The organism is Natrinema sp. DC36 (assembly GCF_020405225.1).
GTDB lineage: Archaea > Halobacteriota > Halobacteria > Halobacteriales > Natrialbaceae > Natrinema.
On sequence record NZ_CP084473.1, the window covers coordinates 55,058 to 80,196 of the forward strand.

The 25,139-nt window shown below is 53.2% G+C and carries 24 protein-coding genes and 4 pseudogenes; 18 read left to right on the plus strand and 10 right to left on the minus strand.

What is annotated here, in order from left to right; genetic code table 11:
* Positions 1-661 precede the first annotated feature (661 nt).
* Together LDH74_RS21325 and LDH74_RS21330 are read left to right on the plus strand one after the other, a co-directional pair.
* A complete protein-coding gene (locus tag LDH74_RS21325) occupies positions 662-916 on the plus strand; it encodes a hypothetical protein (protein WP_226042777.1) in 255 nt (84 codons plus the stop codon).
* Positions 917-1,057: 141 nt separating this feature from the next.
* Positions 1,058-1,888: pseudogene (locus LDH74_RS21330) on the plus strand (IS5 family transposase).
* Positions 1,889-3,562: 1,674 nt separating this feature from the next.
* Here the strand turns inward: LDH74_RS21330 and LDH74_RS21335 are convergent.
* Positions 3,563-4,072 carry a VTT domain-containing protein gene (locus tag LDH74_RS21335; RefSeq protein ID WP_226042865.1) on the minus strand — a complete coding sequence of 170 codons (510 nt, stop codon included), beginning with the start codon at positions 4,070-4,072 and terminating at the stop codon, positions 3,563-3,565.
* Between the two features lie 91 nt (positions 4,073-4,163).
* A complete protein-coding gene (locus tag LDH74_RS21340) occupies positions 4,164-5,537 on the minus strand; it encodes a hemolysin family protein (protein WP_226042778.1) in 1,374 nt (457 codons plus the stop codon).
* A 215-nt stretch (positions 5,538-5,752) separates the two neighbouring features.
* Here LDH74_RS21340 and LDH74_RS21345 point away from each other — a divergent pair, with 215 nt between their 5' ends.
* The 3 genes and pseudogenes from LDH74_RS21345 (at position 5,753) to LDH74_RS21355 (ending at position 9,175) form a co-directional block, all read left to right on the plus strand.
* On the plus strand, positions 5,753-6,619 hold the full coding sequence (locus LDH74_RS21345) for a universal stress protein (RefSeq protein ID WP_226042779.1): 867 nt from the start codon (positions 5,753-5,755) through the stop codon (positions 6,617-6,619).
* A gap of 254 nt (positions 6,620-6,873) precedes the next feature.
* Positions 6,874-7,350: pseudogene (locus LDH74_RS21350) on the plus strand (transposase).
* 559 nt (positions 7,351-7,909) lie between these two features.
* A complete protein-coding gene (locus tag LDH74_RS21355; protein WP_226042780.1) occupies positions 7,910-9,175 on the plus strand; it encodes a hypothetical protein in 1,266 nt (421 codons plus the stop codon).
* A 127-nt stretch (positions 9,176-9,302) separates the two neighbouring features.
* Here LDH74_RS21355 and LDH74_RS21360 read toward each other — a convergent pair.
* Positions 9,303-9,888 (minus strand): annotated as a pseudogene (locus LDH74_RS21360) (zinc ribbon domain-containing protein); the annotation flags it as partial.
* Positions 9,889-10,180: 292 nt separating this feature from the next.
* On the opposite strand from LDH74_RS21360, the gene LDH74_RS21365 reads away from it, so the two are divergent.
* The 3 genes from LDH74_RS21365 to LDH74_RS26530 all read left to right on the plus strand — a co-directional run bounded on the left by LDH74_RS21365 (position 10,181) and on the right by LDH74_RS26530 (position 12,011).
* A complete protein-coding gene (locus tag LDH74_RS21365; RefSeq protein ID WP_226042781.1) occupies positions 10,181-10,858 on the plus strand; it encodes a DUF502 domain-containing protein in 678 nt (225 codons plus the stop codon).
* Positions 10,859-11,376: 518 nt separating this feature from the next.
* A complete protein-coding gene (locus tag LDH74_RS21370; protein WP_226042782.1) occupies positions 11,377-11,709 on the plus strand; it encodes a creatininase family protein in 333 nt (110 codons plus the stop codon).
* A gap of 170 nt (positions 11,710-11,879) precedes the next feature.
* The gene (locus LDH74_RS26530) at positions 11,880-12,011 is read left to right on the plus strand and encodes a hypothetical protein (protein ID WP_255681011.1); all 132 of its coding nucleotides are present in this window, start codon (positions 11,880-11,882) and stop codon (positions 12,009-12,011) included.
* A gap of 393 nt (positions 12,012-12,404) precedes the next feature.
* Here the strand turns inward: LDH74_RS26530 and LDH74_RS21375 are convergent.
* Positions 12,405-12,689, minus strand: a pseudogene (locus LDH74_RS21375) (sulfite exporter TauE/SafE family protein); the annotation flags it as partial.
* 657 nt (positions 12,690-13,346) lie between these two features.
* Between LDH74_RS21375 and LDH74_RS21380 the strand changes: the two are divergent.
* Positions 13,347-13,964: a phosphatase PAP2 family protein gene (locus LDH74_RS21380; RefSeq protein ID WP_226042783.1), complete on the plus strand. Its 618-nt coding sequence runs from the start codon at positions 13,347-13,349 to the stop codon at positions 13,962-13,964.
* A gap of 48 nt (positions 13,965-14,012) precedes the next feature.
* Entirely contained in the window at positions 14,013-14,150 is a 138-nt protein-coding gene (locus LDH74_RS21385; protein ID WP_226042784.1) for a hypothetical protein, read from the plus strand.
* Positions 14,151-14,321: 171 nt separating this feature from the next.
* Here LDH74_RS21385 and LDH74_RS21390 read toward each other — a convergent pair whose 3' ends face one another.
* Positions 14,322-14,540 carry a hypothetical protein gene (locus tag LDH74_RS21390; protein ID WP_226042785.1) on the minus strand — a complete coding sequence of 73 codons (219 nt, stop codon included), beginning with the start codon at positions 14,538-14,540 and terminating at the stop codon, positions 14,322-14,324.
* 787 nt (positions 14,541-15,327) lie between these two features.
* Here LDH74_RS21390 and LDH74_RS21395 point away from each other — a divergent pair.
* Positions 15,328-16,329 (plus strand): LLM class flavin-dependent oxidoreductase, encoded by a 1,002-nt coding sequence (locus LDH74_RS21395; RefSeq protein WP_226042786.1) that lies wholly within the window; start codon positions 15,328-15,330, stop codon positions 16,327-16,329.
* Between the two features lie 147 nt (positions 16,330-16,476).
* Here LDH74_RS21395 and LDH74_RS21400 read toward each other — a convergent pair whose 3' ends face one another.
* Entirely contained in the window at positions 16,477-17,799 is a 1,323-nt protein-coding gene (locus tag LDH74_RS21400) for an MFS transporter (protein ID WP_226042787.1), read from the minus strand.
* Positions 17,796-18,257, minus strand: a complete 462-nt coding sequence (locus tag LDH74_RS21405; protein WP_226042788.1) for a PaaI family thioesterase — start codon at positions 18,255-18,257, stop codon at positions 17,796-17,798. The genes LDH74_RS21400 and LDH74_RS21405 overlap by 4 nt, the downstream gene beginning before the upstream one ends.
* 237 nt (positions 18,258-18,494) lie before the next feature.
* Here LDH74_RS21405 and LDH74_RS21410 point away from each other — a divergent pair, with 237 nt between their 5' ends.
* On the plus strand, positions 18,495-19,235 hold the full coding sequence (locus tag LDH74_RS21410) for a helix-turn-helix domain-containing protein (RefSeq protein WP_226042789.1): 741 nt from the start codon (positions 18,495-18,497) through the stop codon (positions 19,233-19,235).
* Positions 19,236-19,396: 161 nt separating this feature from the next.
* Here LDH74_RS21410 and LDH74_RS21415 read toward each other — a convergent pair whose 3' ends face one another.
* The gene (locus tag LDH74_RS21415; RefSeq protein ID WP_226042790.1) at positions 19,397-19,756 is read right to left on the minus strand and encodes a helix-turn-helix domain-containing protein; all 360 of its coding nucleotides are present in this window, start codon (positions 19,754-19,756) and stop codon (positions 19,397-19,399) included.
* 218 nt (positions 19,757-19,974) lie between these two features.
* Between LDH74_RS21415 and LDH74_RS21420 the strand changes: the two genes are divergently transcribed.
* From LDH74_RS21420 to LDH74_RS21435, 4 genes are all read left to right on the plus strand, one after another.
* A complete protein-coding gene (locus LDH74_RS21420; protein ID WP_226042791.1) occupies positions 19,975-20,763 on the plus strand; it encodes an NAD(P)-binding domain-containing protein in 789 nt (262 codons plus the stop codon).
* 389 nt (positions 20,764-21,152) lie between these two features.
* Complete coding sequence (locus LDH74_RS21425; RefSeq protein ID WP_226042792.1) at positions 21,153-22,091, plus strand: ImmA/IrrE family metallo-endopeptidase; 939 nt, start codon at positions 21,153-21,155, stop codon at positions 22,089-22,091.
* Entirely contained in the window at positions 22,084-22,296 is a 213-nt protein-coding gene (locus LDH74_RS21430) for a HalOD1 output domain-containing protein (protein ID WP_226042793.1), read from the plus strand. Before LDH74_RS21425 ends, LDH74_RS21430 begins: the two co-directional genes overlap by 8 nt.
* A gap of 143 nt (positions 22,297-22,439) precedes the next feature.
* Positions 22,440-22,880, plus strand: a complete 441-nt coding sequence (locus tag LDH74_RS21435; protein WP_226042794.1) for a hypothetical protein — start codon at positions 22,440-22,442, stop codon at positions 22,878-22,880.
* Positions 22,881-23,129: 249 nt separating this feature from the next.
* Here LDH74_RS21435 and LDH74_RS26535 read toward each other — a convergent pair whose 3' ends face one another.
* Positions 23,130-23,261 carry a hypothetical protein gene (locus tag LDH74_RS26535; RefSeq protein ID WP_255681012.1) on the minus strand — a complete coding sequence of 44 codons (132 nt, stop codon included), beginning with the start codon at positions 23,259-23,261 and terminating at the stop codon, positions 23,130-23,132.
* Between the two features lie 259 nt (positions 23,262-23,520).
* Positions 23,521-23,871 (minus strand): hypothetical protein, encoded by a 351-nt coding sequence (locus LDH74_RS21440; protein WP_226042795.1) that lies wholly within the window; start codon positions 23,869-23,871, stop codon positions 23,521-23,523.
* 45 nt (positions 23,872-23,916) lie between these two features.
* On the opposite strand from LDH74_RS21440, the gene LDH74_RS21445 reads away from it, so the two are divergent.
* Together LDH74_RS21445 and LDH74_RS21450 are read left to right on the plus strand one after the other, a co-directional pair.
* Positions 23,917-24,132 carry a hypothetical protein gene (locus LDH74_RS21445; protein WP_226042796.1) on the plus strand — a complete coding sequence of 72 codons (216 nt, stop codon included), beginning with the start codon at positions 23,917-23,919 and terminating at the stop codon, positions 24,130-24,132.
* A 512-nt stretch (positions 24,133-24,644) separates the two neighbouring features.
* Positions 24,645-25,034: a hypothetical protein gene (locus LDH74_RS21450; RefSeq protein WP_226042873.1), complete on the plus strand. Its 390-nt coding sequence runs from the start codon at positions 24,645-24,647 to the stop codon at positions 25,032-25,034.
* The last annotated feature ends 105 nt before the right edge of the window (positions 25,035-25,139 follow it).

The window sequence follows — 25,139 nt, forward strand, 5'->3', positions numbered from 1 at the left end:
ATCTCGCCTCACATGCAGAGAAACTTGAGCAGGCAGGATATGTCGAGGATCGACGCGCGTGGGCTCAAAATGGCTTCGAAACGCGCTACCATATCACGAAAGCCGGAGTGACTGCATTCAAAACATACCTCCAAGAACTAAGCGGATTCGTAGATGAACACGAAACAGCGTATCGACCAAACGATGACACGAAGTAACCCTTACTGATTCTCCACGGGGATTCAACATTATCCCATTGGACGGTTCGCTTATTGTTGGTGGATAGAGAGGATGAATGCAGCAGACAGCCATAGTAACCCGCGACTGGAAAGTGATTGATTCGCACTGTGTATTCAGCACGGCTTTACTGACATCCTCGCTGGCTGATAGAAGTGCCAGCGTGAGATTTGCACACGTAGTTATCGCGACGTTCAGTCAACCTCCGAGTGAATAGAAGATGGAAACCACTATTCCGATTCAATTGCCTGGGGTCGCACGTCGACAAATCCCATTCCCCGAACATGCACACGTGACGCGAACCCTCGTGTGCATATCTCGAGTCGTTCGGTCGTTTGAGACCGCGTTTGTCTCTGGATGACCGACACGTTCCACCTGTTTTGGGCCGAAATGGGCCGTCCAGTGAGCCGAAAAAACGAGGATTTCGGGGGTCGTGTGTGCGAGTATGCGAATTAGAACCGACAGCGACTATGCGTACCGACGTGACGCGATCGAACGCGCAGCCGACTTCTACGACTGTAACAAGACGAAAGCCGTGGTGAGCGCTTGCGATGACGTACCGAAGTTCGTCCAGGCGTCACGCCAGGTCCTCGAGCGCGACGACCTTTCGCTCGAGCAGCGCCGGGAGATCGCCGAAACGCTCTCGACTCGAGCAGTGGCTTTCGAGATCACTACTGAGATTGTTACTGAAACGGAATAGTAAGGATCGACTCTGGTGAAACCCTCAATCAGTGATAGATTTCAACATGAGTGCTGAATAGAGGGCGCAGGCCGTGTTTAGACGACGGTCAATTGGTATCTCGACCGGGATTATGTGGAATTGAGTGAGGAAGCGACGAGTATGACGTCACAACTCGCCCGTTTTACCGACCGATGCGTCGATTTGTCCCAGAACGCGGTCATAGGCGAGCCAGCACCGGCGATCGAGAAGGGTGACGGCGGTTACGCTGACTGGGTGATCGTCTCGATTCACTGTCTCAGAGAGTATTTGAACCAGCCCTACCGCCGGTTGCTCGATATTCTGTACGAAATGCCCGGAATCGTCGCTAAACTCGGTCTTGCGGTGGATCAGCTGCCGGATTTCACGACCGTCTGTACGCGGAAACAAGATCTCAAAATGCGGATCTGGCGGGTGTTGCTTCGGTTGTCTGTCTCACTCCACGAACTCGGCGACGTTCAGGCAATCGACGCAACTGGGTTCAAACGCCATCAAGCCAGTCGTCACTACGTCCTCCGTGTCGGATACAATTTTGACGATATCAAGACGACGGCGCTCGTCGATTGCGATACGAGCGTTATCCTCGACATTCATTGCTCGATGAAACAACCCCATGACACCCACGTTGGACGGCAGGTACTCACGAGAAATTTGGCACAGTTAACCACAATCACAGCCGACAAAAGCTACGACTGGGACGCGCTCCGGCACGAACTCAGGGATGCTGGCATCCGCCCAGTAATCAAACATCGTGAGTTCTATGGACTTGACAAAGCGCACAACGCTCGCCACGACGAGAACGTCTATCACCGCCGCTCGATCGTCGAAGCGATCTTCTTCGCATTGAAACATCGGTTTGGCGAGACGTTGCGGGCGAGAACGTGATTTGGACAGTTCAGAGAACTCGTCCTAAAGGCCGCCGTCAGAAACATCGAGCAAGCCGTGAGGTTCTAACACCACTAATCTCACGCGTCTAAACAAGCCCGATCGCCCACGTTCACCACTCGGACGTAATCAAACTGGTATCGACACCAAGTGAAGAGACAGGTCAAAGTATTAACAGCAATCGGAGCCGCACACTGCCGCATAGAGATGCTCAGCGATTACCGCCGAATCGGAATCAGCGAGACACTTCACGGGTTGGCACAGGACCCGGTTCTCGTCCGTTTTGCGCTGTTGACCCAGCTCGGCGATGTCTGGTTTCTCTTTTTGTTGGGCGGCGTACACTATGTCGTCGGCGACAAGTTCCTGCAGTGGGGGATCGACCGGCGACGTGGTCTGTTCGTTCTCGGACTCTTACTGACCTACGTTACTCTCGTCGGAGTGCTAAGCAGACTTTCATGGTCCCGCGACCGTCGGGAGCGGGTACCCCGCCGGACATTCAATGGATTCCGTCTGCCCTTCAAGGGATGTTCGCTAGCATTTCGACGGGAGGGGGGTATGGGTTTCCAAGCGGCCACGCCCTCGGGAGTACGCTGGTGTGGGGTGGATTCGCGCTCGTTATCGGAAAAATAAACTTTCGCATGCGTGGCTCGCCCTTGCGGGCGTCGTAATTGTCTCGCTTTCGAGAGTCATCTTGGGGTTCACTACCTCGTTGACGTCATAGTCGGAGCCGTCATCGGGATAGTAGTTCTGGGAGCACTCTACAAGGTCACTGATCACGGTACTGCCCCTGGCCGGGTACTCGTGTTCGCCGTGGGTATCGGAATGCTAGGATTGATTCACGGAGTTACCTTCGATAGCGTAGCTGCAGTCGGGAGCGCTGTTGGTGCGTGGCTCGCTTGGCGTGCTGTCGGTGATTTGATGCCAGCTCACCCATCGAATCGCCCAGAGGTTGTTGCAGGTCTCGCCGTTTTCGGACTCGCAGGGGCTTCTTCGCGCTCTTGTATTCCCTCAAACCGTCGTTGCTGGTCACGTTTTTCGGCGCTACTATTGCCGTCAGCGGTGTTGTTGGTGCACCGCTGGTTGGTAATCGACTCGTCGAGCAGTCGAGAGAACAGTAGACTTATTCGACGCTTCGTGATCCCGTCAGTTCACCCCGAGTAAAACGTTCGTGCTGATCTCATACTCTGTAGTGAGCGTGTGTTTCACGCAAAAACACATCTGAAAGATGTGATCCCAACAGAGCCGTCTTTTTGGCTCTGGTGGATCACTAGACAGCGTCGACTTTCAGTGCGAGATCACACGGCTCAGAGCATTTCGTTGGAAAGATTCTCGCTATAAACTCGAGCGATCCGTGGAATTAGAGCGATTGGAGGCTATAGTAGCCACTGAAAGTCAATGCGCACCTGATCGCACGACAGCTGTACCATCAGCGTGTAAATCGTTTCAGTGGCTACTATAGTTGAGGGTGCATAAAATACCGAATTCTCTCGCAGTATGGCGATTCACCAAGCCGTCTTTTTTGAAATTGAGAGGCCAGAGAACTGTTCAGAAGACCCTTCTAGCGCTGTCATTACTACTCGCAGAGGTTATCATGGTTGTCAATTTGTTCGTTGTGGGTCACCCGATGGACAGGCATCGACTCGGTCTCAACCCGTCGGCTGTCGACGGACCAGATTCTCCCTCCTGGTGTAGCCGCCAATAGCTCACGTCTTCCGGTCGTGACGATTCGCGCAAATACCCGTCTTAGAAGAGGGTAATAACCCCGCCAAAGAAGCCGATCGTGACGACGAGTCGACCAATACTACCGACGAACGTCGCGACTGCGAACTTCAGATAATCTTCTTCGAGGATCGAAAATGTGTAGATCGACAGGGTATCTGGAAAGAAGGGCACACACAGTGCGAGCGCTAAGCCACCGTATCCATACTGCCGAGCGAGCGTCATCGTCCGCCGTTCCGACCACTTGAGAATATCGAACCGAGAGCGACGTAACCACTGAACGACGGGTCCCGCTTGTTTCACCTCCTGACCGAGATGGAACGCAACGAGACTGCCAACGACCTTCCCCGTCGCGCTCACGACCATGATGACTCCCAGCTGAGTCCAGAGAGGCAGCCCGAGATCGAGCGGTGCCGCAAGCACAACCTCACTCGGGCCGGGAAGCGCGAACGCAATCAAAAACGAGTAGACAAAAATGATCCCTAATCCTGGCCAGCCCGTCGCACTATCAATGGCAGCGTGACCGTACTCCATTAGTACTGCTGTAACCTCACTCAATGAGATGTAGAGGGGGCGTGGGTTCGAAGAAAATCGGTTCACAACGGTGAGTGCCGGATACATCTGGTTACTCATCGGTCGAAAGCTCGTCGGACATCTCTTCTCGGAATTCGGTCCCGTCACGCGACTGGTTATCCGCCATTCCAGTTTGAATCCGAACCTGCGTTATGCGGGTCTCATCGACTGATTCGACCCGCAGTCGAACCACGTCACAGTCGAACGTTTCTCCCTGCTCGACTAACCGACCTGCTCGATTGAACAGGAGCCCTGCTATCGTCTCGAACTCTTCACCATCTGGCAGATCAAGTTCAAGTGTTTCGTTGACCTCCGCAATGGCGACATCTCCGCGAACGAGCGCTGTCGAGTCATCAAGTTCCGTAATCGGTGCCTGTTCCCGCCCTTCGAGGATTTCTCCGACGATTTCCTCCGTGAGGTCCTCGACCGTTACGAGTCCTTCCGTCGTCCCGAATTCGTCGATGATCACCGCCATCTGCGTTCGCGATATCTGCATCTCTTCGAGGAGTTCGTCAACGGACTTGCTCTCTGGCACATGCTGGGGCGGGTCAAGGAATTCAAGATCGCCAACGAGAGTGTCGCCGGGTGTGCCACGTTGTTGGGCACGGGCGAGTTCGTGTATATCTGCAGTTCCGACGATATTATCGAGCGTTTCTGTGTAGACGGGGAGTCGACGGTGGCCGCTTTCGAGACATCTGGTGATCGCATCGTGGAGTGTATCTGTCTTCTCGATTCCAACGATGTCCAACCGTGGGGTCATGACTTCCTTGGCGATCGTACTTCGAAACCGGAAGATGCGCTGGAACATCTCTCGTTCGTCTTCGTCGATGACACCCTCGCGTTCACCGGACCGGATCATCTCCTGAATCTCGTCGCGGGTTACGTACGAGTCCTCGATCGCTGCACGTCCGCCCGTCACGCGATTGACGAGCCGTGTGAGATGGTCGAACACGATGACTAGTGGGAATAAGACGTGTTCGGCGAGTTTGAGCGGGCGTGCAATCCGGAGCGCCCACGTCTCCGTGTTCTCGACAGCGTACGATTTCGGTGCACTTTCGCCGAATAGCAGGACGATAGCAGTGATCCCGAAGGTAGAGATGAGCACCGCTGGACCAAGGTCGAAGTAGAAGCCGACGATGGCGGTCGATATCGAGGACATCGCGATGTTGACGAGGTTATTGCCTACGAGAATCGTCACGAGTAGCCGGTGGGGGTTCGACTTGAGGGCTGCAACCGTGTCCGCACCGGGCGTTCCCTGCTCAACGAGGGCGTCGATACGATGCTTGGCGAGCGAGAACAACGCAATTTCAGACGACGAGAAGAACGCAGACAGACCGAGGAGAACAAGGAGAACCGCAGCGCCGATAAGTGTGATCGACGTTTCCGAGTAGAGTCCGTCAACGCTGATTGCAAGAAGGGAGCGCAAAGAAGTGGTCTCAAGCGGAGCGGCGGACAGAATCATTTACTACTATATGTCCTTGTTTAAGAAGCTGCTATAGGCTTTTTGATGGGTCTCGTTGGTTCCGTGTGAAGCATCCAAGTGGGCGATGATCATTCGGTGTTAGTACGAAAGGTAACTCGACAGGACTCGTCGTGGAAACACCTTAGAAAGTACTCTCTGTATAACCCCATACTGAGAGTATGTACGAGAACATCCTGGTCCCGGTCGACGACAGTGAGGACTCGAGCGAGATTCTACACCACGTCGGTGAACTTGCGAACTGGGAAAACGCAACGATTCGTCTCCTGTTTGTCGCAGATACGACGCGCGACAGCGTCACCGTCGTGGAAAACAGGGTGGTCGACGCACTCGTTGAGGAAGGTGAAGACATCGTCGAGGAGGCAAGCAAGACACTGTGCACGCTCGGTGTTGAGTACGAGACTGATGTCGTGCAGGGGAATCCAGCGCCCACGATTGTCGAGTACGCCGACCAGTACGAGCATGATTTGATCGTGATGTCCACCCATGGGCGAAAGGGGGTATCACGGTATCTCCAAGGCAGCGTCAGCGAGAAAGTCGTCCGTCTCTCCACGGTCCCCGTCCTCACCGCGAGAATGCAGCCCGACGAGCAGTTGACGTTCCCCTACGAGAATGTGCTCATCCCAACGGATGGCAGTGCTGTCGCAACCCGGGCAGCGCAACATGGATTGGCACTCGCGGAGTCGCTCGAAGCAACCGTGCACGTCCTCTCCGTCGTTGATGACGCGTCGCTCGGCCTCGATATTCGGTCTGTCTCCGGGAAGGATCACGAACAGGCAGCAACGGAAGCCGTCAAGGAAATCATCACAGATGCAGAGACACATGGTGTCACCGAAACAGTACAACATATCGAACATGGGGATCCTACAGAGGGAATTCGCGACTGTATCGACGCCAACGACATCCACGTTGTCGTGATGGGGACGACAGGAAGACGCGGCACGGATCGAATCCTCCTCGGAAGCGTCGCCGAAAAGACGGTCCGCTCTGCACCAGTGCCCGTGCTCACGATCGGTGGAACAGAGTAGGACGTCGACGCGACCCCCGAAACCAGCGGAGACGATTATCAGTGAGAGGTGCTCGAGGAACGGCGCCAGTCCAATATCAGGACAGGCACTGTTTCTTTGCCGAGCGATTTACGACGCGTATGCATTGAGAAGGGCGGTCTCAACTTCCACCCGCTCACTTCTGCTATATATGAATTGGCGGCTCCGTTGAAATTCCCAGAGGTTTACAAGTTCGCCCGATAGTCTGACCGGATGCAAGCCTCCCAAAATCGCGGTTGCTCCGGTTTGTTGAGCAGGCATTTCACTTGGCTCGGCGAGTTGTCGCTCGTTACTCCTCGAAGTTCTCGAAACGACGGTACACACTCCATCAGCACATCGTCTTGCTCTGCCTCAAGGTACGGAAAACAACCAGAAAACACGACTCGCAGATCGCGCCGTCATTCATCAAGCGGAACACCAGTGAAGTAGCGATTCTTCTCGGTGACAAAGGCTATGACGATCAGAAGGTTCGTGTGTTAGCCCGTGAAGAAGGTGTTCGTCCGCTTATCAAGCACTAAGAGTTCTCATCACTTCACAAGGCGTGGAATGCTCGAATAGATGCTGATCTCTACGGTCAGCGCAGTCAGAACGAGACAGTAAACTCCCGCCTCAAACGGAAGTACGGCGAATTCGTCCGCTCACAGTGCTGGTGGAAGCAGTTCCATGAACTCGCTATTGGCTGTCTCACTCACAACATCGACAAGACGCTCTAAATGTTAGAAATAAAATTTTTATCCATCGATTCACTCCATTGGATGGCATATGAGGGAGGCTCTATACTGCCCAAACCTCATTACACGGTGGCCTCTGCTCTGTCCTCCCGACATCTAGTAAACGAGAATCCAACGATGACTGCGAGGACAAGCGCAATCAGAGCAGGAACGGCCTCACCTGAAAGAAATGAAAGCGTGCCTCCGGTCAAAAGCAATCCTACTCCTGCCAAATGAAAGGTGCTGATTGTATCCATACATCATGGTTTCTGATCGACAATAATAAAACCCCGCAACACAGGTTCTACTCAAAAGTCATCCCCATTCGCGTACTGTCTGCTCATTCCGTAGGCACTATTCAGTTGAGGGGTGTGAAGTAAGCACACCTACCTAACAGCTTTTTCAACGGGAAAGGTGTCGAGACAATAGGGTTTCACCAGAGTCGCCTATTACTAAATGTCGAATAATTCAGGCACCGGAGTACACTGAGCGGCGAGATTCGATCAGTAGTTTCTGATTAACAGATGAATAAGGAAGGGGAAATAGTTTGTCACCACGACTGATGACAGATCGGAATCGACGATCGTTCGTGACGACTGTTGCAGCAGCTGGAACACTTAGCCTCTCTGGCTGTCTCTCACAGTTACGACAATGGCGGGGAAACGGTAACACGTCAAACCAATCACCATCGAACGAAGACTCTTCTGGACCTGGTGGCACTGACGGACTATCGAAGCTGCCCGGGGAATCAATCGAGAACTTTGAAACTCTCGACGAATGGAACGCAATGATCGACGCTGGTACTCTCAAGACTGGGACGGATGATCCGTATGGCGGCTCGCAGTCGGCACACCTCACAGCGAGCGAGGACACGGAATATGCAGCTATATATAAATTATTTGATAGCAAAGATCTGAGTGGGAAAAACCTCTCTCTCGCAGTGAAATTTACCGGACGTCAGCAACTCCGCCTCACGATCGAACTGTTCGCACCGAACTCACGTAACGTACACGTGTTACATCGGACGCTTGTCGGGCCGGCCGATCGGTGGGTACGCGTCGACTTCGGTACCCATCGGATTGAAACACAGCCCGACTTGGAAAACGTCCGGCAGATTCGGGTGACTGCTCGCCGCCGTGGTAATACGTCCGGTTCGCTCGACTGCCAAGTCGACGACCTCCGGACTGTCGACCGTCCGAAGACGGGAAAAGTTATGCTCTTGTTCAACGGGACCCTCGACGAACACTATGCGCACGCATTCAAGCAGATGGAGTCCTACGGCTATGCAGGTGTCGAGGCAGTTATGCCTGAAGCCATCGGCCGAGACGGCAGACTTACGATAAATCGACTTACGGAGATGAATGACGCAGGTTGGGATATGGCAGCTAGACCACGAACTGGCGCGCAATTTCTCCACGAGTATTCTCCTAAAGAGCAACAGGAAATGGTTCAGTGGACAAAGGAATTTCTCGAAAGTCGTGGCTTCGAAGACGGTGCACAACACTTCGTCACACCAAAAAACGTACTCAGTCCGACTGCTCGCGATCTCGTTAAGGAGCGCCATGAACAGGCGTTTCGATTTGGTGGGAGTCCAAATGGGTTACCGCTTACGGATCCACATAATATCGGGTTCTTCTCCGGCAGTGCTGGGGATGTGACGAGAACGTATATCGATTATGCCGCACAGTACGGTCAACTCGCAGTGTTACAGTTCGATTACATCGGCGGTGAAGATGGGATGAGCGAACAGGCATTCGAACGTGTTCTTAAATATATCGACGGACAGGATGTCAAGGTCGTGACTGCGACCGATCTATTAGAATCGTAACAACACTCGCCCACAGTTTAAACACGGTATCTCAATTACGGAGGTGTGATACGCTATTTACCTCGATCACTGATGAAACAGGACGAGTGTTTTCAGTTATTATCACAAGGTGGTTCAGTAGACTACCCTACTTCGCTCGTTGAGGGTAGAGCTTTGATAAGGACTCCCGGAAATCAATCGCAGCGATAGGCTGGTGACTCTTGCCATTCAACGCCCCACCATTCACACGCACGTCTACTGGTGTCGAAGGAAATCGGAGATTTCCTGACCATTGGAAAATTCCGTTTTCCAAGACACCTCCGCCCCCCGACGTGGGCGAGGAACCGAGTCTGTGGCGCCGCTTCCGGGCGTATCGTTGCACGATGTTTTTCGCCGTCGGATTTGTCGCGGTGCGCGAACCTACAGTCCGTCCGAGAACAGCGTTAGGACGTGTGGTTCGGAGCGACCTGTTCGACGGTGACGCCACGTTCTGGGGCCTTGTACTCAACGTACTCGAACAGACATCGGAACGCCTATACGTGATGCCACTTCGCCTGTGGAAGCCGCTCGCGGGTATCTGTTAGGTCTTCGGACACGATTACGTCACAGTTGTATTCGACGGTTTCATTGGCGACGGTGTGGCGCTCCTTGAGGTCGGAGACACCACCTTGTATTATGTTGAATCACGCGTGGTATTTGCGACGAACAGGACGTGAATCGTTGCGTCGACCTAGTGAGCAATGTCTGTAGCGCGGTACAGGATGGCTGCCGCGCCGTTGCTCCCGTCAAACGGGAAGAGAACAACCTCATACATAGTCCCATAACAGAGTTCGATAGCACATCGCTAATGCCTTTGCATCCTTGCAGTAAGCGGAAGTGCCTTTCTGTCCTCAACTCCGTAGTAAAGCATTCGTGCTTACCGGCCGGACGACGTCAAACGTTTCCGTCAGGCAACACTGAGTGTCACTATTGACAGAAATACGAGAAAGAGAAGGGCTCATTAGCCAGTAGTGTGAGTTTCAAGACATGGCATCGTGGAAACGGGATTTTGCAAGCGGGATCGTCGTCCTCGGTCCCATTCTCATCACACTCTACGTTATCTATTGGCTCTATGGACTGGCCGCCGGTCTGACACCGGGGCTAATTCTTAACGCCGACACACTCGAGCCGCTCATTTCGGGCTCAAGCGCGTCGACTGAGCAAATACGCGAGCAAATGGCCCAATTTCTCCGCGTAATCACCGCGCTGACTGTGTTTGCCATCCTGACGTTTTCGATCGGGTACCTTATGCGGACGACTATCGGTGGGCTGGTCGAACGACTCGTCGACAACCTGGCGAATCAAGTGCCCGTAATCCGACTCGTCTACAACGCCTCGAAGATGGCCGCTGAGACGGCCTTCGGCGAGCAGGAATCGCTCCAGAAGCCGGTCAAGATCGAGACCTGGGAAGGGCTACGGATGACGGCCTTCAAGACCGGCAAGGTGACTGACGACGGCCGCGAAGTCTTATTCTTGCCCACCTCGCCGAACATCACGACGGGCTACGTCGTCGAAGTCGAACCCAGTGAGATCACCGACCTTGATGAGAACGTCGAAGACGCGCTGACGCGCGTGCTCAGCGGTGGGTTCGGTGACGCAAACCATCGCGGTATGGATGCTGACATCTCCATCGACGAAGCGAAGCCGAGCAGGACCGACGACTAACAACGAAAGTACGGTTCTCTCGGATCAGAACGCGATGTGCGCGCCATATCGATCATCGTCCCGCTCGCTTAGCGGTCTCATGGCCGTCCCTGTATGATGTTCACGGGTGCTACATGCCTGTTGATCTGAAATTCGACACCTTCGACGTCTGAAAGCTCCCGTATACTCCAGTGAGAGAGAACCACGATAAGGGTCCCGGCAATACCGTTGATCCCGATGACCAGTTCTCGAGTAACGCCGAGGACATGCGGTGCTACCGCGATTCAAATTCCAAGTAGGGTAGTGAGCCCCGCGACGATGATGCTTGGGGACCGTCGTTCGCTGACTAGATAAGCCTGCAACGATGCAAGGAACGCAACCACTGCGCCGACAAGAACGTTCTGGGTTCCCATAAAGTTGGTAATCGTGAAAATAACCGTCGATACCATGATGAACGTGCCGAACACTGCTACCAGCCCGGCTATCCGTTCAACGAATACTAATGAATCGGGCGCGGATCGCGCCCGATTCATGTGTGAATGTATGTCCACTTCGTATTTCATAATGGCGGACAGATCTCTCTCGAGGAAGTCCCATTTTTCGAATCTACTGATAACGGATTCGGGACGTGTTCCTGGACCGGTGTCGAAGATGTGACACCGACGGTAGCACTGCTCCCCGTCAGGAGCACGGAACATCACGAACCACACGCATCCGTCGGTACGGACACAATCATCACCCGTCCGATGGCTGCAGAAGTCGACCGGCGCAGCGACTTCGATTCAATCGTCCTGCCAACGCTACCGGTTGACATTGCGACGTATCACGGTCACTTTCCAGAGACGTTATCGGTCTCTGCGGAGACGCTTTGACAGTACGTCCGCGACGTTCTCGACTCATTGTCGGACTCGAGCGTCGAGGTGGTCGTGTTCGTCAATGGCCACGGCTGGAACGGCAGAATGCTCGGGAATCTGGCCCGTAATGTTGCCGACGACTCTATAGTCGACCTCGAAGCGTTTCTCTGGGAGTGGATGCGCGCTCTGTGGACGACCACGTCGGCCACGCGAGCGAACTTGAGACATCCGTGCACCTTCACATCTGTCCCAATGGTATCGGCGAACCGGTCGAGGGCGACGCCACGGTGTGTGACGACACGGTCGCAAACGTAATCTGACTGGCAACAAAGGAGATCAGACTGAAGCATCTCCGTATGGCGCAAAAGTAGTTAGACGGAGCGCGCCCAGAGATATTCGCTTGAATCGCGAGACATTGGCCGTGAACGGCGAGTATGAGCCTACCAGAATGGCCAAAACGGGAGTTCACGTGAACACCCCACCCTCAATGAAGCAGACGGCGAAGCCGTGAGCGAGTAGGTAGTCTACTATCAAAAGTTGACCTGAAAAAGCCGAGTCCGTCTCTTGTCCTCGGACAGTAGGGGCCGGGTTGAATCCGTGACGACACAGTCGGTACAGCAGAACTGGTTCCCGTCCTCTATAATTTCGCTCCCTTCAATGGGGAGGTCACAGAGTGTGCAACCGATTTCTGACGTAGTATGATCAGACATCCTTTAGTCACTGATGACAGTCACTGTGATTTTCTGTGTGTCGATACCATCGTAGAACGGTAGTTTCGGGTGTGGGATATGGATACCCAGTCCCATCAATCCGTGCGCTAGCAGGACGTACCCGAGCGCGACGAACGCGACCCCAAGCAGTCGGTGTATGCGCCGGCGATGACTGACATCGATGGAATCGATCACGGTCCCGTACACGAAAACGGTGAGAAGTGTGCCAACGCTGAGGGCTGCAAGTGCAACTGCGGCCCCGGCAGAAGTGGAACCTGATTCATAGCTGTCGGTTCGAACTTCGATATCGGTTAAGCTAGCCGTTCAAGGTAGTAATATATTTTGTCACGCCACCCTCAGCTTAGAGCGCATCAGCAACCGATTATTCATCCCTGCCATAGATAGTATCTTCGTCGAGATACCAAGAGTGATACCCATCTGTAGTTGCTGTTCAGTCTGTATACGTAGTTATCGTTTAGTACAGATGAACTACTTAGTGGTCATTGGTCAACTTTAACTGCATGAGTAACCAGAATCTATGTAGAAATGGACTGGCTTGATATATCGGTATCAGTACTAGTCTTAGTCCTAATAGCAGTCTTTCTGCTGGGGACTATCATGGCCAGTGCGACCGCTGGGTTCTGGTGAGTATCTACCGAACACTCCACGCAATGCTGGTTAAATGATCAGTAACAAGTTCCTGTTCAGCGATACGGTAATCACCGGTTCGTTCACCAAGTTCAATCAGTGTGGCCAGTGCAAGGTAGTGCTACACTAGACAGCGCCCGCACAATACGGGAGATATTCATATGGTATATAATACTACTTCATAGCCAATAAGTATTTAAAAAATGATTTTCAATACCCAGATTGATGCGCCCTCCACTTGACCTCCGTGACGCCTGTTACATTGCGGTGGTCCTTGTCGTTTCGAGTATCGTCGGTATGGCATCCGAACAGTCACCGTACCCGGTCCGCACAGACCTCATGTACACTCTTGAGGGAAATGCCGTCGCAGTACTCCAGCCCGACCCAAACCTTATCTTAACCACGGTATTTGTCGTCGTCTATCTTCTTGTGTACCCCACACTGCTTCTCGCTACGTATATTAGTTTGAAATATCACCACGGTCGCAACCGGGCACTTGATTACGTCACCACGTACACGACTGTCCTCATTGTGTCCATGCCATTCTTCTACTTCGTGCCCGTCGGCGTCACCGGATACTACTTGCAAGGCGTTGATCCAGTACTCTATGAATCCACCGGCCCGATTCAGACATTCATGAAGAATGTCGACACCCTTCAAAAGGCATTCCCGAGCTTGCACGCTGGCCTCGCCGGAACTGCAGCCCTCTACGCACCTAGTGGCTACAAACGGCTCAGTTGGGCGATCACCGGTACCATCCTCGCCTCCACGCTATATCTCGGCATCCACTGGCTCACGGACCTTGTCGTCGGCCTCGCCTTAGCATATGGCTGCTACCTTGCCACGCCGACAATCCGTGCCCACCTCAAACACGGTGGTCCGCAGCCGGAACCGGTTACCGTCACCGACGACTGACCGCTTTGAGTGCCGCCTTCCTGCAAGAAACTGGTGCGTCTAGAAACTATGGACGAGGACAGAAGTATGCTGAAGTTCGGCGTCAGTAATGTGCTCGAAGAAAAATACTACTTTGAGTACCAAGAACGCGTCACGCTCAACGTTCGTGATACCCCCCACTGGGAGGGAGTGCCTTTCTTACTTTGATCACAGAAAGCTAGCCGGTAAATAGGCAGCTGTAGTGACCAGTAGTTCCACTATATTAATTATATAAAGAAGTGGCTTTTAACAAAGCCAATTATCCTGGGGGCACTGATTCGAAGGTTGAGAATGTAGAGCTTCGATTTGATTCTGCGAAACCGCTGGAGGAAATTCGATCTATTCCGTTTTGGAGTTCTGAGCGCTCCCAACAGACCAATTCATCTTCGAAGAAAGTGTCTCGCCAAGCCACATCACCGACCCGAGGACAACCGTAACGCAGAGTGCCGTGAACGCAGCACCCTGTGTTGCGTAATAGCTCGCAGATACCAGGGTTACCACGTATGTCCCTGCAGCGATTACGCTGAGTACAATCCACTTTCTGTCGATGGCTGTCATACTGGAATCTCGTTACGACACCCTAAGATCACCAAGGTTTCAAACGAAAGTCCAGGAAATGTGATTCCGTCCGATTGGTCTCAATCACCTCACTCAAGATCAGATGACTATCGCTCGGCGTTTAATCTCCTCAAGAAACCTCAAAATGCCGCCCGGATAGGCACAGGGAGATGGCCGCCTGGCGGCATGGAAACTGGATCAGTGGGGTTGGGTGCTGATTGGATCGTGTCGCGCGGTGGGAAACGCGACAGTGAATCTGTTCGTCCTGCTCCATATCAACCCCGCTCCGATTCTAAGTGTCTTGGAACCGTCCTCCTGACCCGTTCAACTCCCGCCGATATCGGGTAGCTACTCTTCTGCGAGTTCGATACGCCAGCAATCGTCTTGGGAGCCGGCGAACGACAGCCGCCAGTTCTGGATGAGATAACGTCCCCGATTCGAGGCCGGGCGCTTCCAGCGCGTCGATTGTCACCGTCTGGGAGCCCCCACCTGAGTCCCCAACGAAGGACTTGCCGTCTGGACCCGATCGCTCGAGGAAAGAATCTGAAGGAACGGAGACCGCTCGTTCCAGTCAGAAACTACTCTCCTCCACCGACAACCCGCTCTCGAAGCCGTTTTTCGCGCCTGACGGGTGAGGCGCGCTCACGTGTGCCTCGAGAACACCCATGAGCACAGATCGACCAATCCATCGCGAGCAACACCAAGACCACCACTATGACTGCAACGACAATAGTATTGACTAATAGGGCTTCAACAGAGTCAATGCTCCCGAAGATGATGGTAGAGTATGCGCATTGGAACTGGATTGTTTAGCGGTCAACGACGACCGGACGATGATCGTTCGATGACCGAAATCTACGATGAGATGATTGAGCTCGGTAAACACGCTGAGGAAGTCGGCCTGGACAGTCTTTGGGCTTCTGAGCACCACTTCGCAGAAGACGCCTATCTACCAGGGGTGTCCACGACGCTTGGTGGCCTCGCAACCGCCACTGATGATATCCAAATCGGTACGTCGATGATCCTCGCCCCACTACACAATCCGGTCCGATTGGCAGAGAATGCAGCGACCCTTAGCCTGCTGTCTAACGGACGCTTCACGCTCGGTGTCGCAAACGGCTATCGGGACGTTGAGTTCAAAAACTTCGGCATCCCAAAACGGGAACGTGCGAACCGGACAGAGGAAGCTATCAAGATTGCGCGCCGCGCGTGGAGCGATGGTCCGCTTGACTACCAGCCGCTGTTTGCAGATGTCTCCGAGGACGCAATGATTACACCGAAGCCCGATATCGCCCCCGAGATCACGATAGGAGGTCTATCGAAAAATGCGGTTCGCCGTTCCGCGCAGATGGCCGACGGTTGGACGGCCCCCGAAATGACTTCGCTTGACGATATCGCAAAACGGAAGCGATACATCGAGCGGCTCCGCGAGGTGGAGAAGAAGTCTGGCGACTTCACTGTATACATCCAACGGTACTGCTACGTTGACGAGTCCGAGGAAGCGGCGTGGGAAACGATTCAGGACAGTCTATTCTACGTACAGCGCAAGTACGACGAGTGGTTCGGTCTCGGTGACGATGGTCTATCAGAGGAGCGGAAACAAGAAATCCGCGACTATACGATGGTCGGCTCCCCCGAGGAAATCGCTGAAGAACTCGATGAGTACGAGGACGTCTTGGGTGATGATATTCACATGATTCTCCGCACGTATCATCCCGGCATCGGGACTGAGAATCTGCGTCGCACGAACGAGATGATCGGGGACGAGATCGCCCCGCAGTTCCAGTAGCACTCCAATTCAGCGGCGGTCCAATCTTTCGCCTCGTTTATCCGCATCCCGCGGTCGTCTGTAGAGTTGGCAATGTCGTTTTGTTGTGCGGCGCTCCGACTCGTCTACTGTTCGATACTCGGGTCAAGATATCGTGAGGATTGTCGATTAGCTATCGAGTCGCCGTATGGCCCAGAATGCACACACCACCATGAGAACTGCAGCACCAGCCGCAAGTGCAAATCCGATTCTGTATCCAGTCTCCGTGTAGACACGCGCTCCGTTGATCGTTTCCCCTGTCCAGAATGTATCGAGCATGGTCCCAAACAGTACCGGAAAGACTGCCGCACCGAACCAGCCTATCGAGTTTATCGCTCCAATGGCGGTCCCAGCGGCGGCCGGATCGAACCGCTCTTTGATAACGGTGAATGTAAGCGCCCCACTACCGCCCATAAACCGCACGGTGAAAAACAGCGCCCCGACTATGAGGAGGTTTACTGTCCCGAAAACAGCAAACGTCACCCAAACGAGAGTGACGACTAGGACTGAACCGAGAACCAACGGCATACGCGTTTCCAACCGATCCGAGACAACTCCAAAGACTATCGGTCCGAACACCCAGCCGATCCCGGCAACGAGAACATATGATGATGCAGAGGTGACAGTCAAACCATACGACTGGACGAGGTACGGGATTCCCCAGAGGCCGAAAATCGTGAAATCCACACCGATTCCACAGAATAGAAACAGTCCAAGGAGCCAGGTCACGGGCGTCTGGAGGACGTGAAAGAGATTCGATTTGATGTCGGCAATACTCTGGGTGGGGGCAGGCGGGACGCCATCGATTTGGGAAAGTCCGGCATCCATCGGGGTATTACGAACCGCGGTATACACAAGTATCGCGGTGAGAATCCCAGTAACCCCGATTCCAAATATTGATTCGCGCCATCCGATTTGACTCACGGCGATCGCCAACGGAGTCGTTGCGAGTATTCCACCCAGAGCACCGACGGTGAGCGTCAGCCCGGACAACGTCGCAAATTCGTTCGCTCGAAACCAGTTCGCACAGAATCGGAGTACCGCCAGATACAGCACGCTCGCACCAAGTCCGATGAGCGCCCTCGCAGCGAGTGCAACGGTATAAGTGGGACTGACAGCGAACACCATTGCCCCGACACTCATAACAAGTGTGCCATACACTGCCGTCTTTCGTGATCCGGCGTAATCAGTGATGATTCCCGCGGGAAGTTGGAGCGCAGCATAGAGATAGAAGAACGACGAGTGCAGGAGCCCCAACTCAGTACCGGTCGTCTCGAACGTCCTTACGAGGACTTCCGCGAGCACGCCCATCGAGGTACGGTGGAGCCCAACGGAGAGAAATGCGAGAGACAGGGCGGCCCACCCCAACCACCGACGGTAGGATGGATCTGTCCACATCGCAGAGAGGTTCGATTGCACCTCCGAATGGTCAGAATCTGAATCCTCGCTCATCGGCCCCCAGCGGCTTCGCCTCGTAACGTCAGACAGACACTCTGGAGGTGGGCGACAAGTTCCCCGTCCGGTCCGGTGACATCACACGTGACCAGCCCCACGGTTCGTCCTGCATCCATGACTTGCCCCGTCGCAGTGAGCGGCTTCTCCCAGACGGGCCGCCGGAACTTGACGTCCAATTCGAGCGTCGTGAACGACTCATCGTCGCCGAGAGTGCTCCCATAGGCAGCACCCATCGCTAAATCCCCGATATCACAGAGAACGCCACCGTGGAGCGTCCCCATCGGATTGGCGTGTTCCGGTCCAGGTTCGATAGTAACGACTGCTTCGCCGTCGCCAAACGACTCCAACTGAAATCCGAGTAACTCTGCGATCGGTGGATTGGTCTCCAGCGGGTCCGAATCGGGTCCTGCCCCCTCATCGTTTCGGTCCGTATAGGCTTTGATGGATTCTTGCATCTGTACATGATCCCTAGCGAGAGCCGCGAGCGTTTCCGCGACTGTCCCGTCTTTTTCTTCCAATTGCTCGGCCACGTCAATGGGTAGTTCTACTTCCAGGTTTCGGGTCGCCGGATCGTTCATGCTACGCTGTCGGGCGGAGAAACACGTAATTCTATGTTTGCGTATACGTAACTATCCGGCAAAATCCTCCACAAAGGCCCGAATAGATTTGTAGAGCCGAGACAGATACTGTATATGCGCGAATTTGTTTTCACAGCCAGATACGAACGAGGCGCTGATTCGCTCATGGACGTGTTCATCTCGTATCCAGAACTCGTCGGCCGTGCGCTCCGGATTGCCGGATCGAGTTCGGGACTCTGGCGCGTTGACCGGTTCGTCGGGCCGGAGGACGCGCTCAACGAAGTAGAGCGGGTGATGACGGATCACTCGGTATGCAACGAATGCCTCGGTGAGCATCCCGGTTGCACTATCGAGGGAGAGTACGAAGTGGTCGCAGAGGAAAATGGAAGTCGGCTCATCTACGCGTATACGTCCGGCGGGAGATACTGCCACTCGATACCCTTCTTCACAACCCAAACCGTCGGGAACGGGGCGCTGTTCGATGCACGACGGCGCGAGAACGTGTACGAATGGCGAGTCCTACTCCCGGGTGAAACGAAGGGCGGTGAGATTTTCGACCAGCTACAGGACGGGCTCCCGAAGGGCGTTAATATCTCGCTGAGCCAGGTCGGGTCTCCGTCGGCCTGGCCGAGGCCAGATCTCTCACAGATGAACCTCCCGTACGACCAGCGCCAGGCCATCGAGGCAGCTGTTGAGTGCGGGTACTATGGAACGCCGCGAGAAGCATCGCTGGGTGACGTGGCTGCTGCACTAGATCTTCCGAAATCGACACTTCGGTACCGGCTCCGCAAAGCGGAAGAGTGGCTGACGAACACGGTATTTAGTGGAGCCACGCACGATACGGAGGAGGTATAATCCTGGGGGTCAGAGTCGATCTGTGTTGTAATTGTACGAATCGGTAGATGAAATATTCATACCTATCGATTCCTCTATCCCCTGTATTGACCATAACATCTCACTCTATTATATTGAGTTCCGAACAGGCTTCAGCTAACGGCTTTATGAACTACTGATTCTCAGGAACACTCAAGTTGATCTGATCCGTGCCGTTCCATCCATATCTCTAGTCCTCGAAAAACTGGCGTGAGATCGTTTACCATTTCTGTTTCTTCGTATTCTACTCGTGGAGGAATTTCGTCGTACTGTGTGCGTTCAAGAAATCCAACTTCGACAAGTTCATCGAGTCGTCGAGAGAGTGTATTCGGCGAAAGTTCGAGCGAATCTTGGAGTTCGCCAAAACGGATCGACTGCTTGTCTGTAGTGACAATTTCATTGAGAATTTCTAAGGTATGTGCCTTCCCAAGAAGTGAGAAGAGCGTACTCTCATCAACCCCTTCACCCCGTTTTGACCCTTGACTTCCTTTGCCCTCGCTCATAGCACCACTACGAAATTCGTAGTAATAGATGTTCCGGAGAGGAGTATCCTCAGTTGAGGATACTACAAGAGGAGCGAGCCACGTACTTCAGGTTTCAATTGAGACGGGTATGGATTGATAGGTTGATCCCTTCACTTCCACTCTCGGTAGTAGCAACCAGACTCCTAACTTGGTAGCTTTTCACGTCCCTACTCATAGGCTGGAACGGGAGACAATTGATGAAAATCGGAATGATTGGCGCAGGGAATGTCGGGAGTACAGCCGCTCAGAACTTCGTTAAAGCAGGCCACGAGGTTATGATTAGCAATTCTCGAGGGCCAGAAACACTCATCGATCTCGTTGACGATTTGGGAAGCAACGCTCATGCGGGGACCGTCTCTGAAGCAGCCGATTTCGGCGAAGTCGTCATGGAGGCGATTCCGTTCAATGCATACAAATCCCTCCCTGCGGACACTCTCAGTGATAAGATCGTTATCAGTGCCTCAAATTATTATCCGGGACGTGATGGACTAACCGACGTAGGGAAGACACATACGGACCTCATTGCGGATCATCTCGAAGACTCAAGAGTCATCAAGGCATTCAATTCTATTTATTGGGAAAACCTCCGAGACGGACAACGGCTTGAGGCCGATCCGGATGATCGTTTTGCGATATTTATCGCTGGGGATGATGATGAGGCGAAAAGTGTAGTTTCGAGTCTTATCGAAGATATTGGATTCACTCCTGTGGATACAGGTCCACTTACTGAGGGAGGCCGTCACATAGAACCGGGTTCGCCGATCTATACTGGCTCACTGACCGCGAGTGAGGCACGGACACGGTTAGCGGCACTCAAAGCGACTGTGGCTGCATATGAAAACGGCTATTACAGCCCTTCGCAGGAAGTCACAATCCAAGAACTAGCTAATGAATTAGACATGAGTGAAGAGTTTCTCTCAGAACATCTTCGTCGGGGGACAGAACAACTCATCAGTCAATATCTTAAGTCATTCCCCTTTAGTTAAGACTCACAAGCTCTAGGGTTGAAGTCTATGCCGTCATGGGACTCACCAGAGCCGAACTAGCCAATGAACTGAATATGAGTGAATAGTCAATACCATAATATCTTTGTCAAGAAACGGAGCAACTCATCAATCGATATCTTGATTGAGGATCCATTTCTAGTTACTAATAAGTAATTACTATCAAAATTTAATAATTGTCAGACAGGTGAATGGCTACTCCGGTAACGCTTTCACCTGTACGTAACGTGATTTTCGCGCGACTTTCTGAATAAAAAAAACTGTACAACTATCTACTGTAACGGAGCCGCTCGAGCGCTCCCTCGAGTGTATTTACCTTCCCCTAAAGTGGTGAGGGGCGTTCCAGAAAGGAGCGTCCGTCGTCAAGAACGATGACTACGAGCGACTGTAGACAGGTGTCCTTCGATGATTCAGACACCAGACGTGACGAGATGCACAGTACAATGGAAGCCTGGGTCGACAATCTCGTCGACGAGGTTGATGAAGCAGTCTCGAGTGAGCAGTTCGAAGAGTGGCTCGATGTCCAGAGTCACTTCCACGACTACTTCTACCGGAATACGTTGCTAATCACTCGTCAGTGTCTGGACGCGACTCGCGTCGCCGGTTATCGGACGTGGCAAAACGAATTCGACCGGCATGTGAAAGAGGGCGAGAGCGCGATCTGGATCTGGGCGCCGATCATCGCAAAGCAGTGCCCCGAGTGTGAAAACTCACCGTCGTATCACGATCGAAGTGACTGTGAATATGACGAGACGTCACCAAAAGAGTGGTCGAAAGGACTTGTCGGCTTTCGGCCAGCGCCAGTCTTCGATATTTCACAAACCGAAGGGGAGCCACTGCCCGAACTCGAGACCGAGGCGACCGGGGAGGCCGGCAAACTGGTGCCAGCGCTTCTCGAGGGGGCTTCAATACTTGAAGTGGAAGTCGAGATTGTTTCTCCAGTAGAATGGCCTCACGGAGATGCCAGAGGAGTGTGTCAGTACCGCTCTCCTGCGGAGCGACCACTAATCGAGGTCCGCGATCGTGAGAACAGCGCCGACCTTGCCGTAACGACCGTCCACGAATACGCCCACGCACTCTTGCACAGTGATATCGACGACAAGACCGAACGCTCGAAACGCGAGCTCGAGGCCGAAGCCGTCGGGTACATTGTCGGTCGGTATTTCGGGCTGGACACGAGTGGGTCGGCGTTCTACCTCGCTGCATGGGAGAGCGAAGAGTCGGCGGCCATCCTCGATCGACTCGAGCGGATCAGTTCGACCGCTGCGGAGATTATCGATGTCGTCGACGAGGTGATTACAGATGAGTGATCGGGACCTCCTCTTCGAGATCGTCGACGCGCTCGAAACAGAGGGACTCGGTCGTGACGAGTACCAACTCTACCGGGTGATCGATGTCGAAGCCCTCGATCAACTCGTGGACTCAGCGAACGATGATCTTGAGGTTAGCTTCTCGGTCGGAGAGTTTCGTGTCCTCGTCACGCAGTCCGATGTACGGATCCTCACCAGTCCGTAGATTAGCTCTGTTTACATTCTTATTCTTTGATGGTTTACACACTACCAATCGTTCAGTACAGGTGAAGCACACAGCAGTCCGTACAGGCTACAGAGATACTATATGGGACAAAGTTTATTCCCCATGAAGAAGAAGTCAACTATATGAACTATTCACCAATATCTCGCCGACATATGGTTGCTGCACTTGGTCTTTCATTACTTGCAGGCTGTACAGATGCTGTTTCACTCAAGTCAGACAGTGAAACAGGCATCCCGTTAGGAAGCCTTTTCGTACATAACCCAAGTGAAGAATCACAATCAGTACAACTGCAACTCAAACGTGCGAACGAAATTGTCTACGAAGGGACCGTAGAAGCAGCGGAGGGATACGAAATCATTGACCCATCGTGGTCAACGGAACCAGCCGAGTATACCCTACTGTATGCTACTGACGAATCAATTGGAAGTGCTTCAATTCCCGCAGATTTTGAAGGCAAAGTGGATTCAGCAGACTGCTACCACGCACTGTTCAACTTCCACGGCCCGCTGGAACCACAAGTTGAATTATGGGATTCTGATGAGTTTGATGAGGGGGCCTGTTAATCAATGCACGGTTCGATATGTGATTTGTAGAGCTTGAATATTTCTTTCAGATAATATCTAACTGAACGACACGGTCAGTACGCACACGTAGTTGCCGTTCAGTACAGGAGAGAGCGTTACTAGCAGGCCTATCTATCTATATGCTAACGGCTAAGGATTGCGTGCAGCATACAGAGAATGAGTCTAGCACGGTGAGAGCTATCTGTTCAAAAGTGTATAGATGAGTAATCCTCAGAACCATCGGTTTCATCAGAATGCCATGATATAAAACATAGCTATTAAAGCAAGAAAGAAGAGAAGTATTATGACTATTACCCAAGGGCTATCCGAACCCTTACTCGACCCGTCGAGAGGAATAACTGGCCCGCCACCTCCGTCCATACGAAAATGATATCTGGGTTTCACTAATATGTTTCGGTTATTTCATCCTGTTACGTCCGGGGGAAATACTATAGAGGGGGTACTCTTTACGGAAGATATGCATGGTGTATCTTGTACAATGCTACGACCATAATTTGAAACTAGTAGGATTTTTATCGTTCAGTTGGTAGCTGTAGTGTACAGTTGTTCCGAAGGTGGGAAGATTCAAACAATATGATTTAACCGAACAGATCAATCCAGTTCTGTAGTCTCTCGCGGATCAAACGGGACAGCCGCTTCTAATTCTTTGTCGGTCGCTTCGTACTGTTTTGCGTTCCCCTGGCATCCTGATCAAATCGTAGTCGGCCATCTTGTCGAGATAGTTCCAGGCCTGCCGCCACGAGACCGGGTCATGCTCTCGCCCCTCGAAGATCGCACCCTTGTGCTTCCAGTAAGCTTGTTTCATCTCGGTTCCGGAAACCGGCCCGATCGTGCGGACGATCTCGTATAGCCGTTGATGGGGCAGCGATAGCGATCGCAGGTTGTCCTTTCGGATCGTCTGCATCGCGTGCTCGAACGCGTCCGCGACGTCCTCGTCGAAAAAGTGGTCATAACCTCGATCGACGGCCAACTCCGCAGCAGAGAGTCAAGAGGGCCCAGGACAAACTACTCGAAGATGACTGACTCAGACGGCGACTCCAGCGTTCGGATCTACGAGTGTGCATCGCCTGACGACTGCGACTTCACAGCCGGCGGTACAGCCGAACTCCTCGAGCACGTCAACACCGAACACGCCGGAGAGTATCAACAGGAGGACTGGCCGGCGACCGACATCGCCCAGGAAAAACGGGATCTGGACGAGGACGACAGCGACGAATCGGCCGACGAGTAAACGAGTCTTCTCTTCCGTTCATCTGCCGGTAACATCGTTGTTACCAACATATACAGCCAGTAGAGTTATTCAAAAACAGACTCGAGATGATGATGACGAGGGGAAGGATTTAGTCGTTGCCCGACAGAATCCGCCCGACCCGAGACATACGATCCCTCGTCTTCCGAGATCGAATCACGTTCCGACGCGAAGCCAATAGCCATATTGTCAAGCACATCGGTCTCGGACCCACCCAAGTCGATAGCCATTGATATTGGATGGGGGCTCAACGCTGGCCTCTGGCTGGCGTTTTCTCGAGAAGGTGACCACTGTAGACCATCGTTCTCTATTGATCCACAATAGTCGAGCTACGTTCAAGAGTACTCACCCAGAAGCTATGGATATGAGTTCACAACTCGGTGGCTGGATATGGATCACAGGCACAGCTGTACTCCTGTTCTTCGTTGTAATCCCGCACTTCCCAGTATAGTAGGTCCTGATCTTTATCATGGAAGCCGCGGCCAACGCCGGCGATGTCTCTCACCGATCGACAGGAGGGTCTCCTGATCGCCATCGCACTGACCGAGTTCTCAGTCCACTACGAGCAAGCCGATCCCGAGCTCGCCGAGCACGCCTGGCAACTCGCAGCGAGCCGCCTCGTCGATCACGATGTCGGGCCCGCCGAGGCGTCGACGCACTCGAGATCGGATAGCTACCGCTCGGCGTTTGATCGCCTCAAGAAACCTCAAAAGGCCGCCCGGATGGGCGCAGGGGGATGGCCGCCGGGCGGAATAGGGACAAGGTCCAGTGGGTTGGGTGCTGATTGGATCGTGTCGCGCGGTGGGAACGCGACAATGAATATGTTCGTCCTATCCTATATCAACCCCGCTCTGATTCCAAGTGTGTTGGAATCGCCCTACTGACCCATTCATGTCCCGCTGAGATTGGGTGGCTACTCTTCTGCGAGTTCGAGTTCGATACACCAGCGATCGTCCTGGTAGCCGGCGAACGACAGCCACCAGTTCTGG

Bases quoted from the DNA above. Each gene is read 5' to 3' on its own strand.
- LDH74_RS21325 (WP_226042777.1), top strand. From the start codon at position 662: ATGCGAATTAGAACCGACAGCGACTATGCGTACCGACGTGACGCGATC.
- LDH74_RS21335 (WP_226042865.1), bottom strand. From the start codon at position 4,072: ATGGAGTACGGTCACGCTGCCATTGATAGTGCGACGGGCTGGCCAGGA.
- LDH74_RS21345 (WP_226042779.1), top strand. From the start codon at position 5,753: ATGTACGAGAACATCCTGGTCCCGGTCGACGACAGTGAGGACTCGAGC.
- LDH74_RS21355 (WP_226042780.1), top strand. From the start codon at position 7,910: ATGACAGATCGGAATCGACGATCGTTCGTGACGACTGTTGCAGCAGCT.
- LDH74_RS21365 (WP_226042781.1), top strand. From the start codon at position 10,181: ATGGCATCGTGGAAACGGGATTTTGCAAGCGGGATCGTCGTCCTCGGT.
- LDH74_RS21370 (WP_226042782.1), top strand. From the start codon at position 11,377: ATGTATGTCCACTTCGTATTTCATAATGGCGGACAGATCTCTCTCGAG.
- LDH74_RS21380 (WP_226042783.1), top strand. From the start codon at position 13,347: ATGGCATCCGAACAGTCACCGTACCCGGTCCGCACAGACCTCATGTAC.
- LDH74_RS21385 (WP_226042784.1), top strand. From the start codon at position 14,013: ATGGACGAGGACAGAAGTATGCTGAAGTTCGGCGTCAGTAATGTGCTC.
- LDH74_RS21390 (WP_226042785.1), bottom strand. From the start codon at position 14,540: ATGACAGCCATCGACAGAAAGTGGATTGTACTCAGCGTAATCGCTGCA.
- LDH74_RS21395 (WP_226042786.1), top strand. From the start codon at position 15,328: ATGCGCATTGGAACTGGATTGTTTAGCGGTCAACGACGACCGGACGAT.
- LDH74_RS21400 (WP_226042787.1), bottom strand. From the start codon at position 17,799: ATGAGCGAGGATTCAGATTCTGACCATTCGGAGGTGCAATCGAACCTC.
- LDH74_RS21405 (WP_226042788.1), bottom strand. From the start codon at position 18,257: ATGCAAGAATCCATCAAAGCCTATACGGACCGAAACGATGAGGGGGCA.
- LDH74_RS21410 (WP_226042789.1), top strand. From the start codon at position 18,495: ATGCGCGAATTTGTTTTCACAGCCAGATACGAACGAGGCGCTGATTCG.
- LDH74_RS21415 (WP_226042790.1), bottom strand. From the start codon at position 19,756: ATGAGCGAGGGCAAAGGAAGTCAAGGGTCAAAACGGGGTGAAGGGGTT.
- LDH74_RS21420 (WP_226042791.1), top strand. From the start codon at position 19,975: ATGAAAATCGGAATGATTGGCGCAGGGAATGTCGGGAGTACAGCCGCT.
- LDH74_RS21425 (WP_226042792.1), top strand. From the start codon at position 21,153: ATGACTACGAGCGACTGTAGACAGGTGTCCTTCGATGATTCAGACACC.
- LDH74_RS21430 (WP_226042793.1), top strand. From the start codon at position 22,084: ATGAGTGATCGGGACCTCCTCTTCGAGATCGTCGACGCGCTCGAAACA.
- LDH74_RS21435 (WP_226042794.1), top strand. From the start codon at position 22,440: ATGAACTATTCACCAATATCTCGCCGACATATGGTTGCTGCACTTGGT.
- LDH74_RS26535 (WP_255681012.1), bottom strand. From the start codon at position 23,261: ATGGACGGAGGTGGCGGGCCAGTTATTCCTCTCGACGGGTCGAGTAAG.
- LDH74_RS21445 (WP_226042796.1), top strand. From the start codon at position 23,917: ATGACTGACTCAGACGGCGACTCCAGCGTTCGGATCTACGAGTGTGCA.
- LDH74_RS21450 (WP_226042873.1), top strand. From the start codon at position 24,645: ATGTCTCTCACCGATCGACAGGAGGGTCTCCTGATCGCCATCGCACTG.